Annotated in this window: 7 protein-coding genes; all 7 read right to left on the bottom strand. The window is 58.1% G+C overall.

Translation table 11 applies throughout. The features are described from left to right. Positions 1-153: 153 nt before the first annotated feature. Entirely contained in the window at positions 154-1,323 is a 1,170-nt protein-coding gene (locus CN97_RS18425; protein WP_035714665.1) for an IS5 family transposase, read from the bottom strand. 32 nt (positions 1,324-1,355) lie between these two features. Then, entirely contained in the window at positions 1,356-2,249 is an 894-nt protein-coding gene (locus CN97_RS18420; protein ID WP_084684260.1) for an AAA family ATPase, read from the bottom strand. 240 nt (positions 2,250-2,489) lie between these two features. Further along, complete coding sequence (locus CN97_RS18415; protein ID WP_035714643.1) at positions 2,490-5,585, bottom strand: type III restriction-modification system endonuclease; 3,096 nt, start codon at positions 5,583-5,585, stop codon at positions 2,490-2,492. Positions 5,586-5,646: 61 nt separating this feature from the next. Beyond that, positions 5,647-7,302, bottom strand: a complete 1,656-nt coding sequence (locus CN97_RS18410) for an RNA-binding domain-containing protein (protein ID WP_035714640.1) — start codon at positions 7,300-7,302, stop codon at positions 5,647-5,649. Beyond that, entirely contained in the window at positions 7,302-9,215 is a 1,914-nt protein-coding gene (locus tag CN97_RS18405; RefSeq protein ID WP_084684259.1) for a site-specific DNA-methyltransferase, read from the bottom strand. The genes CN97_RS18410 and CN97_RS18405 overlap by 1 nt, the downstream gene beginning before the upstream one ends. Then, positions 9,212-9,874, bottom strand: coding sequence for a DUF4391 domain-containing protein (locus CN97_RS18400; RefSeq protein ID WP_035714637.1), 663 nt, complete (start codon positions 9,872-9,874; stop codon positions 9,212-9,214). Before CN97_RS18400 ends, CN97_RS18405 begins: the two co-directional genes overlap by 4 nt. Further along, positions 9,871-13,131, bottom strand: a complete 3,261-nt coding sequence (locus CN97_RS18395) for a helicase-related protein (protein ID WP_035714633.1) — start codon at positions 13,129-13,131, stop codon at positions 9,871-9,873. The genes CN97_RS18400 and CN97_RS18395 overlap by 4 nt, the downstream gene beginning before the upstream one ends. Positions 13,132-13,203: the final 72 nt, after the last annotated feature.

The following is a 13,203-nucleotide window of genomic DNA, read 5'->3' as shown; positions in this document are numbered from 1 at the left end:
ACCCGTCAGGCGGCCCTCCGCGGAGGCATACGACCTAACAGGCTGCTGAAGAAGTCGGCGAGGCGGAACGGTTTCCCTTCTGGGTGGTCGGCTGCGTTCGGCTTCGGGTTGGTCGAGGCAATGAGTGTGGGTGCCTGATGCGGCCCCCTGTCGTCAAGCTCCGAGCAGCCGAGGTAGCCGGGCGAGATTGTTGGCGGCCATGGTCAGGATGAAGCGGGAGCGGACCCTTTCGAGGCCGCGATAGACGGTCTGGGCCATGCCGCCGACGGTCTTGGCCCAGCCGAAGGCCTCCTCGATGCGTTTGCGGTTCCTGATCGACAAGGCATAGCCCTCGTGTCGGGTGGTGCGGCCGTCGATCGCTGAATATCGCATTTTCTGCGCGACATGCGGCGTGACACAGGCCTGGCGCAGATCGGCGACGAACCCGGCGGCGTCGAAGCCCTTGTCCGCGCCCAGTGTCAGTTGCCGGGTCGATCCGGGGGAATGGCGATGGATCATGTCCATTGCCGCGCGCCGTTCCGCATGACCATCGGCCTGCGTCAAGTCGCCCTGCACGATCAGACCGGCGCGGTTCTCCATCAGCGCGTGGCCGATGAAGCACAGCATGGCGCCGGTGCCGGGGGACTTCTTGTAGAGCCGCGCATCGGGGTCCGTGGTCGAGGCATGGGTGGCGTTGGACCGCCTCTCGCCCCGGAAATCGACCTCGGTATTGCGGCTTTGGCGGGTGGGGCGGGGCATCGGGTCGGTCTCGGCTTCGGTTGCTTCGGTCAGGTCTTCAGCAGTCGCGTCGGGTCCGGGCGGGTCGCCCGGATCGTCGTCGGGCGGCGTGCCGATGGCTTTGGGCTGGAAACTCTTCATCGAGGCCCAGGCCTTGACCAGCGTGCCATCGACCGAGAAGTGATCGTCCGACAACAGCGGCGCGACCTCGCGGTGGGCCAGGATCGCCGCCATCACCTTGCGCGACATGTCGGTCGTCAGCAGCCGGTCGCGGTTCTTGGTGAAGACGGTCGGGACCCAGACCGGATCGTCGATCCCGAGGCCGACGAACCAGCGGAACAAGAGGTTGTATTGCATCTGTTCCATAAGCTGCCGCTCGGAGCGGACCGAGAACAGGATCTGGATCAGGCTCGCGCGGATCAGCCGTTCCGGCGCGATCGAGGGCCGGCCGAAATCGGTGTAAAGCGCCTCGAACTCGGCATCCAGGCTCGCAAGCGCGTCGTTCACCACCTGCCGGATCTTGCGCAGCGGATGCCGCGCGGGGATGCGCGCTTCCAAGTCGACATAGCTGAACAGCGACCCGCTCGCCTCGTCCGTCCCGCGCATCATCACCCTCGCCAAAGCCTGCGAAGGGTGAATCATGTTCCTCGAACCAGGCCAAGGGCCGACTTCTTCAGCAGCCTGCTAAACGTGTCGCTGAAGACGCCAGCGAAATGTTTCGTCAGCTGCTCTTCGGATATCGCCAGCGCCATGAGGGCGTTGTGGTCGTCATCGCGCTTTCTCTGGTTGCGAGTGTAAAAGCGGCTGAGCCTTTTGGACAAGTCTTCAGTTCGGGCCTGCGAATTTCCGTCGCTCAGGTGACGTTGCGCGCTCAGGAAATCAACTTTGATAAGCGAATTGATTACGGTGTGGCCTGATCGCTCCGTGTCGGCGATCATCTCCTTCGTTTCAAAGGCTTCCTCGGGTGCGCCCGGCTTGAGCTGCGCCTCTTCCAGAATGAAGTAGCGCAGCCCAAACTCATTTCGCAGCTCGCGGGAGAGGAAGTCCCGCATGTTGCGAGGCCAAGGCTTATAGTCCTGGCCGTCTTTGTCCTTCGTCTTGGAAAACTTTGCGGCCTCCTCGGCTTTGGCTCGGAAGTTGGTAAAAGTCTGGTTTGCGTCTTTCGCAGAAAACTCGATGCGAATCCCAACGAGCGACCCTTCCCACGCCGCGCGGGGAAGGAGCTCCACGACGCGGTATAGATTGTCGGCATCGACGCTTATCCACACATCGAGCGAGATGACTGGAAGTTCGAAGGGTGGCGCGTCGTCACCTTCAGCCGGATTCGCTTCGAAGGCCGCCCAGCAATCCGCGGAGAAATCGTGGATAGTGAATTTGTCTTTCGCTCCAGACAGGAACAACTCGATTGCATGAGTTGCAGATGTTTTTCCGCTGTTATTCGCGCCGACGAAGATGGTGAGATCGTCCGCAAACTCTATTCTCGCGTGTTTCAGACGACGAAAATTCCTGAAAGCCAGCGAGTGAAGATGCATCTATGGCTTTCTCCCGAAGTACAGGTGTTTTTATGTGGGTGGACTATCGCATAGGCTGCGCGCTCAAGTAAAGCTGCGTGGATGCCTGTTTGTCGGTGCGCTGCGGCTGCCAGGCGGCTTGCAGCTCTGCTAGGCACCGTACGTCAAGCCGGGCCGCAACCTGGTTGAGTGACCGCTGTCACACTATTGTGCGGTAGCCCTGCTGCACCTCTGTCAGACCGTTTTCCGCCCTCAACAGTCTCACGCCACCTCCTTCACCAAGGCCATCAGTTCAGCATAGCTGGTGACGACACCATATTTCACACGGTCCTCGTTGATCCTGCGCCCGATTTCATCAAAGAACTTTCGTGCACACTTGATCTTGGTCTGCTCCAATTCCCGCATCTTCATCGACGGCTGATCAGATTTGGTTTCAGCCACAAAGTAGAGGTGCTTCACTCCCCCTTCTCTAAAGGCAATAGCCCAGTCCGGATTGTAGTCGCCGACCGGTGTGGGGATGAGGAACCCTCGGGGTAGCTTGGAATAGACCACTACTTCGCTGCTGGTGTCGAGATCACGGACGAAATCTCGCTCAACCTTCGAGTCGACGATCGCATAGTCGTAGACGTGGCTCTTCAGTTTGTCGGTCGCGTTCTTGAAGTCATTGCCCGTCTCCCCAGCCGTGAACAGCTCGGCATCATATCTGTCTTCCGTGGCGTCGTAGGTCAGCCGTTCAATGACCGCGATGGCCTTTTGTTCTTGGATCAGGTGCGAGGCATCGGCGATGAACTGCTCAGGGTTTTTTGCAAACTCCCCAAACTTGGCGGCCTGAATGCCGGTCAGGATGTCACCCACGGTTTTGCGGGTCAGGTCTGTGTTTTCTGCAATCGCCCCGATGACATCATAGGACACCCGAGAGTGGGCGCTCTTGCCGGTCTCGGTCCGAACCTTGCCTTGGACGAAGGCCTCACCCGCACGCAGGCGGTCATCCGTTACAGCGTCTTCCAACGCCCCTTCGGTCACCAGATACTGCAGTGGCGTCACCCTCAGGTCACGCTCTAGCCGGTCGATGCAGCTTCGCACCAATGCGGCGCTTTCAAATTCGACCTGGTAGACGGCTTTGCGGTTGATGCGGCGCCAGAGCTCCTGAAACTCTTTCCGGTGGAAATTGTCGTTCAGGGGGTTCTTTTTCGGTTTGCGCCCGTCGCTGAACATATCTTCGACCGCGCGCCCGTTGAACACCGTGTCGATCAGCGCCAACACGGCCTCACGATGGGGTTCCAGCTCTTCGGGCAGGGACTCGATGGCATCGGCCTTGCGGGCCTCATGATAGGCCGCAGTGATGTGGCCATCCTCATCCACAAAGTCGTTCTTTATCAGGAAGCGTTCCAGCTTCTTGGCCAGAACCTTGTCCAGCACCAGCTCTTGATCCCCTGTCTTCAGGGTCTTGCCGGCGAAGTATTCGGCGTCCGCCTGCCTTGGACGGGCCGAAAGGTTCTCGACGATCTCTTTCTGGAGCGCAGCCACAAAGCCCTTGTAGCTCTCGGACGCAACCACGGTCAGGACATTGATGTCGTGGACCGTCACGGGGTGGTCCATCCGCTCGCCATTCCGGTTTACGGCGATGCGCAACCCGCGCCCCACCTCCTGGCGCCGGGAGATCGTGTTCTGGCTGTCATTGTGCTTGAGCATGCACATCACGAAGACATTGGGGTTGTCCCAACCTTCGCGCAGGGCGGAGTGCGAAAAGATGAACCGCGTGGGTTCCTCAAACGACAACAGAAGCTCTTTGTGTTTCAGGATCAGATCGTAGTCGCTAGGCTCTGTGGATTGGCCTGCCATCTCACCCCGTGCCGCAGCCTTGGGGTCGGTCATCCGTCCCTTCTTGTCGATCGAGAAGTAGCCGCGATGGGTTTTTCCCACTTCGATCCCATCGAGGTATTTTCGATATTCAGCGTTCTCCAGCGGCAACTCGCCCAGCAGCGCCTCGACCGCCTGTGCATATTCCTCTTCGAACATCCGGGCATATTCGCCTTGTTCATCGGGCGCATCGTAATCGCGATACTTCACCACCTCGTCGATGAAGAACAGCGACAGCACCTTGACCCCACGCGCGAAAAGCACCTGCTCCCGCTCCAGATGCGCCGAAATCGTCTCGCGGATCTGTATCCGGCGGATATCCTTCTCGGTCACATCGCCCGAGGCCTCGCCTGCACGCAGGACGTCGCCATTCGTGAAATACACTGTGTCATCGCGGGCATCGATGTTAGCCACCACGAAACCGCGATACACCTCGAGGCCCTTGGACAGATCGAAAAGGTTGCGTCCCTGTTCCAGCTTGCGGGTCATGCGTTTGATCCCGCTGTCCGTCTTCACCTCCAGGTCGACAAAGGCCACGGGGGCGGCCGATGTCACATCGACGCGGTGCAAGAAGAGATAGGGGTTCGTCCCGCTTAGGCCTTTGGTCTCCACCCCCCGCACGCGGATTTTCTTGACCAGCTTCTGGTTGAACGCATCGACCGCATCCAGGCGATGCACCTTGTTATGCACGGTCTTGTGCGTGGCTGAATAGCGCAGGATGAACAGAGGGTTGAACTCTGGCAGCGCCGCCTGAGTTTCCGGTCCTTCCATCTTCTGGGGTTCATCCAAAATCAGGATGGGGCGGTTTTTGGCAATCACGTCAATCGGGCGGCGTGACTGGAAATCGTCGAGCTCACGGTAAATGCGCCGGGCGGCTTCGCTGGCATTCTTCTTCTGTGACGCCGCAAACGCCTGAACGTTGATCACCATCACATTGATGCCAGCATCAGACGAAAAGCTTTCCAGTTCATGCAGGAGGGCCGAGTTATACACAAACGCCCGCAGCTTCTTGCCGTATTCTTCCTGGAAATGCTCGGCCGTCATCTGGATCGACTTGGCCACGCCTTCGCGGATGGCGACGCTAGGCACCATGATGATGAACTTCGACCAGCCATACCGCTTGTGCAGCTCGAACATGGTACGCAGGTAGACATAGGTCTTGCCCGTGCCGGTCTCCATCTCGATGTCCAAGTTCACCCGTGCGCCGGGGTTATAGCTGCGCGGCTTGGCTTTGCCCTTGTCGTCCACATAGGAGGTCAGGCTTTCGGACAGCGGTAGCAGAGCGCGGCGTTGCACCTTGTGGATATTGCCAAGCAGATCCAGGCTTTGCAGCAGCTCCGCATTGCCGAAGCCTGCGATCTCCATCTGCGTTTGCGCGCCCGCACCGGGGTCGATTGTATAGCGCAGCGCATCTTGCCGGGGTTGGCCGTCGAAGCAATCAATCACGGCATCGACCGCCTGCGCCTGATAGGGCTGCGACTTGAACTTGATCTTCATGGCTGTCGCTTTCCTAAATCGAGCGCTTCTTGCGTAGTTTCTTTCGTACGATGTTCCCGTTTCATTCGCTAAGCTTCCAGGCCGGGGCAGGCTTCGAACCGGCGTTAAAAATCACACCCTTCCGCCGCAAGCCGCTGAGAAGATTGCCGATTTTGTTAGATTTCTGAGCTTCATCCAAGGCATCGCTCAGCTTGTCCCACAACAGGTCATCAACGTCCTTTCGTGAGGCGGTGCCGAACTCTCTTAAATACTGCACCAGCATATCGGCATAGTGCTGGTCATCGAAGGCCCGGGTCTTGATGTAGGCCGCCTTCTTGCCCGAGGCGGCAGCGACGGTCGATGACACCCGATACCGCGGCTTTCGCCCCTCGATCAGTCCCTTGCGCTTCAGCGCTCGAACAGCCTCGTCCGGTACCTCGAGCCCCTTCTGCACCCGGTCGAGGGCCAGCACATCTGCCAGCTTCAGACCGCCATGCTCCATCAGCACGCGGGTGTAGGCCGGATCGACCACCCCGCCATACAAGGTCATCACGACCGCATCCCCTGCCACTTCGTAGTCCGGCATCGGGAGGTAGCGCCTGCGCTGCATCTCATACATGCGCTGGATGCCATAGCCCATCTGATCGATCATGTTCAGCTCGACCATGGCCTGCACCAGATATGGGTTCCGATAGCCCCTCGGTGTCTTGTCGCCGCGCACGTAATCTTCGGGCGCACCTTCGTAGAAATGCCCCGCGTTCTCGAAGACCAAGCGATCCGGCCGCTCGGTCACGATGATCCGCTGGTTCTGGCGGTAGTCCTGATGGGCGATGCAGTTGTGCAGCGCTTCCAGCACCACCTTCTGATCGTATTTCGACACTTCATGCGGCAACAGCTCGTCATCGGGCAACAGCCGCAGCTGGATGTTGCGAACGCGTTGATACAGTTGCGAGGTCGACAGCAGGAACGGTGGCCCGAAATGTTCATAGGCCGTTTCCTGCCCGACCAGCTTCCATGTGATCTGGGCGGGGTGTGGAGACAGCAGATACGCGCTCTCCGCACGACCCAATAGCAGAAGCGCGGTGCGCGTCACCTGTCCACGCTGAGTGACCTTGGCCCGATCCAGAAGGGTCGCCACTGGCCAGCCGCGAACCTCCTCTGCGTCGATCCTGTTCTGATGTTTCAGCGCAAAGTCACGACGCGCGCGCTCTACCGCCTGCGGGTCCAGATCGTCCAGCGTGGCCCCGTCCACGACCTGTGCGCTCCAATCGCTATCCAGCGTCTGCGCGCGAATTTCGTCCTGCTTGGCCAGTCCCAATGGAGAGAGACTTTCACCTGCGCGGGCGAAGTAATGGCCTTGCCATGCAATCGGAATACCACGCGGGGCAGGTGGGATTTCCATCAACACCACGCGGTGACCGTCCACTGTGATCTCGTAGATATTTCGGAACGTCGTCGTGGGGTCCGCCCCTTCGGCGATCTGCTGCTTCAAGCTTTGTAGATGCTCCGGCGCGACACGATAATCCGACCCTACGACTGTCCTGCTTTTGTTTCTCACCCCGAACACAAGCCACCCTGCATCAGCACCCTTCAGGTTGGCTTCGTTGGACAAGGCAGAGAAATACTTCCCGATATCGGACGTGGGATAGGAATTAGACGCCTCCTTGAACTCGACCACCTCGTTTTCCCAGGTGGCGATCAGGTCTGTCAGTTTCTGGCGCAACGCGGCTGGGTCCATCAGATCGCCTTGACCTCGGTGTCGGGCGAGAGGGATTTGAAGATCTGCTTCACGTTGATCTTGGTCGCATCGTCCTTGAAGCCCGTGTCCTTGAACACCACGCGCAGGGGTTTGCGGGTGGCGAGCGTCTTGACCAGCGCCTCGTCCACGCCGTTGTCGAAACAGGCGATCAGGGCGGTGCCTGCGACGGTGAAGACGGTCTTGCCCTCCACCGTCTCCCGCGTGATGGGCAGCGTCAGGTCGACGCCCCAGTCGAGCAGCACCTGGAACAGCAGGTCTTCGGCCGTGCGGCCCTGTTTGATGTTGTCCACGCGCAACAGCAGGTCAGCCTGCGTGGTGGCGTCAGGGGTGTAATATACATCGGCCATGTTCGAGCTGTCGATTTTCAGCACGCGAAAGCCCACATCCCGGTTCCAGTCGGGGTGACACTCCCCTTCGAGGATTTTTGCCCCCGCGCGGCGGATGCGTTCTTTGGAGATTTCGGCGATGGTGGAAAAGCCAAGTTTCTTACCTTCTGCGCCTTCAGAAAGATGTTCATCAAGTTGGACCGAGATAAAAATTCTATTACCGCCATCTTTTGCATTTTGCAGCATTAAGGCGTGAGCTGTGGAGCCAGAACCAGCAAAGAAATCCATCACTATTTCAGAGGAAATCGGATCGGTAGATAACTGAATTACCCGAGACAACACCTCGGTCGGCTTTGGGTGGTCGAACACTTTTACCCTATCAAATAGACCGCTAACCTCTTTGGTCCCCATTTTGTTTCCAGATATGCCCGCCCACAAATCAGAAGTCTCTCGTCCTGCCTCTGAAACGTAGTGCTTCTGGTATACCTGCCAGCGCAATCCATCAGACTTCTTCACCTGACGCCATTCAATCATTCCATCAGAAAGCAGTTTTTGATATGTGTCCTTGCCGCATACCCACCGGCTTTCATATCCCTCTGGCGCGATGGGATAAACCAGAGTTCCATCTGGTGCTTCGACAGGATAAAACATACTTGGTCGATCTTCGCGCCTGTTCTCACCGCCGGTGCGACGCAACGAGCGCGTTAGATACCGCCCCCTATCATCTTCTTGATCATATATCGATAGATCGGAATCAGACATGGGCAGCCCGTTCAATTCAGAACTTGCTGTCCTTGAAAAAACGACGATATAATCAAGTTCTCTCGCAATCCCGCGACTGCCCGACCCCATGCGAGTGCCTGTTGGTCTCGAAATAACACCAATCAGAGAGTCTTCGCCAAATACCTCGCGGCCAACTGCGACCAAATTAGCTAGCTCGACAATGTCAATTGAGATGAAAATAAACCCAGCGTCCGATAGAAGGTTCCGTGCAAATCTCAACCTCGGATACATCATCGACAACCAGTCCGAGTGAAACCGTCCATTCGACTCGCTATTCGCCACCAGCCGGTTGCCCGCTTCATCTACCTGATTTGACTTGGCCAGAAACTCCGCTGCACTCTCGGCAAAGTCGTCCTCATAGACAAAATCATTCCCCGTATTATAGGGCGGGTCGATATAGATCATCTTGACCTTGCCCAAATACGTCTCTTGAAGCAGCTTCAGTGCCTCAAGATTATCGCCTTCGATGAACAGGTTGCGGGTGGTGTCGAAATCCACCGACTCCGCCCGCACGGGCCGAAGGGTCTTCGCAATAGGCGCATTGGCCGTGATCAGCGCCTGCCGCTTGCCTGGCCAGTCCAGATGATACCGCTCTTGCGGACCGTCGACGATGCTGTCCGACAGTTCCTGCCGTAGCAGGTCGAAATCGATCATCCGGCGCAGCGTGCCGTCTGGCCCCTTGGCCTCGGTCACACAACCGGGGAACAGGGCGGCGATGCGGTCCACGTTCTGCGCCGTCAGGTCGGGGCTGTGCATCTTCAGTTTCTCGATGTCGTCGGTCATCCCGCGCCCCCGTTTTTCAAGTACTCGAATTCTGCCTGTGCCTTGGCCAGTTGGCCGTGCAGGGTCAGTTTAATGTTGAACTGTGTCTCACGCTGCATCTTGGTTTGCAGGGCGTTGATTTCTTTCTCTTTTGCCCTGATTGCGGCCGCGCGCGCAAGGCGCGTTTCCACATCCTCGCCCGCCTGAGCCGTTACGGGGATGAAGGGGGCCAGCATACCGTCGTAAAGCGCCCTCATGTTCACCGCGACAGGCAGGGGCGCGCGGCTGGTGGTACGGGGCGCGCGCAGGGGATCGTGGATCACCCATTTGCCGGCCTCAGCCTCGGATGGGCGTTTGTAGGCGGCGGCTGGCTCGACCTGCGCGCCGTGGTAGATCTCGAAGATCAGCGGAAAGGGAATGGCCCTGTCGATCGCCCGAAGGACATCGTCATGGATGCTATCGCCCTTGGGCGTCAGGTGAATGACCTGAATTTCCGGCACGGCTTTGGTGGCGGGCAGGTTCAGGGTTTCGGGGGCAAGTTTGTGCGCCCAAAGGATCTGGTCGACCTCGCGCGTGAACCGCTCGCGCAGGGCGGTGCTGGCGCCAGCTCCGTCATAGATGCGCGTCTTCGGGATGACGCGCTTGAGCGCCGTCTGGGGCGGGTAGTGGTACAGCGTCATGGGTCGCGGACCACGATGAAGGCGATAAGCTCGAAATCCTGCAGCCCCGCGATGGTCTGGGTCAGCGCCGTCGTGTGCCCGCCCGAGAACAGGCTGTCTAGGTCACGCTCCTCCTTCACCTCGATCATCGAACGGATGGCGTCGTTCAGCAGGGTTGAATAGGTGTCCATCCTGCGCCCGTCCTGCGTCTCAGCGTTGAAAGCGGCACAAAGGTCGCGGATTGGCTGCGTGACCCCCTTGCACCCGGTGCGTACCAGATCAAGGAGGCGCTTGACCTGCGTCTGGTCGGCGATGATCTGGCCTTTCTGGCCGATATAGATCAGGTAATAGGGGTGCAGGCGGTTCGTCTGGTTGATGTTGACGCCGTCATGGATGTTGCGCAGCGCAAAAATGACACCCGCGTGCAGGCCGCGTGCCGGATCGGACGGGATGACGGTGTGCAGGCCGTGGGGCATGCGCGGCAGGTCTTCGTGGGTTTTCAGGTAGTTGAGAAGGTCCATCCGGAAATCGTTGAGGCCAAGGTCGGTGATGGAAATGCCGGTTTTGACGTCTTCGAGCTCGATCACCTCGTTCTGGAGGCGCTGAAGCTGATCCTTGCGATAGGCAACGTCGCTGCTCTTGGCGGTCAGCACGTTATCCTCGCCGGTGCCCGCCATATCGACGATGTGCATGCGGTTTTCGACCCGCTCCTTGAGGTTGATGTATTCATCAAGGCTGATGTCGGGCCAGTAGTTGGACAGCTGGATCTGGGAGTTGGGTGAGCCGATGCGGTCGATCCGGCCAAAGCGCTGGACGATGCGGACGGGGTTCCAGTGGATGTCGTAGTTGATCAGGTAGTCACAGTCCTGGAGGTTCTGGCCTTCGGATATGCAGTCGGTCCCGATCAGGATGTCCAGCACGGCGGGATCATCCGGCATGATCTTGTCCTTCTCCTTGGCGCGGGGGGAGAAGAGTGTAAGGACGGACTGGAAGTCGTAGAATTTCTTGAGCGTAGTCTTGGGGTTACCAGAGCCGGTGACGATACCGGTGTGGACGTTCTGCGTTTTTGCGAAATGCGGGGCGAGTTGGTCGAAGAGGTAGTTCGCAGTGTCCGCATAGGCAGTGAAGACGATCACCTTGCGATTGCCGGGATTTAGGGGGTTGGCCATCTTGCCCGCGATTTCCGCGATCAGATGCTGCAGTTTCGCATCGTCGCCAGGGGTGACGCGCTCCATCTCGCCTATCAGGCCGTCGATGATGATCTTGTCGACGGACAGCTCCTGTTTCCAGGCCGTGATGTCCATGTCGGCGAGGTCAATCTTGATCTTCTTGCCGACAGAGAAATCGGCGAAATCCTCGTCCTCATCCGCGATGGCCTCGAGGTCGATATCCAGATCTTCCACCGTCGCCGCCCCGCCCGAGGCTTCGAACCGCGCAATCGCATCGAGTGTGCGACCGATGTTCCCGGACAAGGCCCCAAGGGTCATCCGGAAGGCATGGACAGAGCTTTCCAAGCGCTTGAGCAGGTTGGTGGTCATCAGTGCCTGAAGGCTTTTCTCACGGTCCGCCTGTTTCAGCGTGCCTTTGCCGCCCTCGGTCTTGGTGTCGTAGAGATCTTCATACTTCTTCAACCGACTGGGCTGGATATAATTGACCGGCGCATAGACGGCCATTTTCAGATCACTGAGCCGCGAAAAGATCTCGTTGAAGCCTATGACATCTGGCCGCTGGGTGATCGGTAGATGGTGTGACAGGGGCTTTAGTCGAGCCGGGAATTTCCCGATATCGGCTGTGTCATAGAAGGTCTCGATATGCTTGCGGGAACGGGCGATGGTAACCGCATCGAGGAGCTCGAAGAAGTCGAAATCCAATGATCTCAGGATCGCAGCCGGGGTACGTTTTTCCGGCGGTAGATTGGACCATGCGTTGAACGCGGTCTGCGCACGGCGGAAGATTTCCTCTACACTCGTCTTGGTCTTGAGGTTTTTGCTCAGTGCGTCGGAGTGCCCCTCATACGCAAGCGCCAGCTGGTTGCGAAGATCGGTGAACCGATTGTTTACAGGGGTGGCCGAGAGCATCAGGACCTTGGTTTTCACCCCAGCCTTGATGACTTTGTTCATCAGGCGCTGATACCGGGTCTCGCGATCCTTGTAGACGTCATTGTTTCGGAAGTTGTGGGACTCATCGATCACCACAAGATCGTAGTTTCCCCAGTTCACCCGGTCCAGGCGCATGCCGAACGACTCGCCTGATGTGCGCGACAGGTCGGTGTGGCACAACACGTCGTAGCGGAAGCGATCCTTGGCAAAGATGTTGGTTGTCAGATTGGCGTTATAGTTGCGCCAGTTGTCCGCCAGCTTTTTGGGACAGAGAACCAGCACATCCTTATTGCGCAGCTCATAGTACTTGATCACCGCCAAGGCTGTGAACGTTTTCCCCAAGCCGACTGAATCCGCAAGGATGCAGCCGTTGTAGGTCTCAAGCTTGTTGATCACCCCAACGGCAGCGTCGCGCTGGTAATTGAAGAGCTTCTGCCAGACGAGGCTTTCTAGATACCCCGTTTTGTCCTTGGGCAGAACATCCTCGTCGATCTCGCTCAGGAAATCACTGAACAGGTTATAGAGGATCAGGAAGTACACACGTTCGGCAGGATTTTCCTGATAAACTGACTCGATATGCTCCAGCACCTCGGCCGTCACATCGCGAAGCTTCTCCTGATCGTGCCAGATCTGATCGAAGAGGTTCAGGTAGGTCTGCGCAAACTGCGGTTCATCCATTACCTGTGTGTAACTGGATACCGCATCTCCACGCTGATACCCAAGATCAACAGCGGTGAAGCCCGAAAGGGGCATGTAGGCTGTCTCGGTTCCTGACTTTTGAATATGGGCGAATTGCTGCATGGGCGCGGCGGTCGCGTTCGATTTGAACCGCGCTCTTTTACGGATCCACTCGGCACACTCGCGCGCGACGGCGCGCTGAGTCATCTTGTTGCGGAGCTGGATTTCGAATTCACTGCCGGATAGAGCCCCTTCCGGACGCGCCAGTGGAATAAAGAACTCGCGTCGTTCTTTCTTGATGCGATCGACAGCGCCGTTTGGGACGAAGGTCGGCGAGGTAAAGATGAATTCGAATTCTTTCAGCCTGCCCAGCTCAGCTTTCAGGGCATCAAAGGCATAGATTGAAAAACACGCAGCCGCGATACGGCACTTCGAAGCCCCTGCTAGCTCTCGCTTCATGTCATCGCCCAAAAGGGTCGTGGTGTTATCGACAATCCGCAAGAGTTCCCCCCTTATGATGCAGAGCTATAGCCTCAACACCCTACTGTGACAGTCGTGATGTGCAACGCCTTC

It is taken from the genome of Haematobacter massiliensis (genome assembly GCF_000740795.1).
GTDB classification, from domain to species: Bacteria; Pseudomonadota; Alphaproteobacteria; order Rhodobacterales; family Rhodobacteraceae; genus Haematobacter; species Haematobacter massiliensis.
Note: the sequence above shows the minus strand (reverse complement) of the source record. Positions and strands in the feature narration are given on the sequence as shown.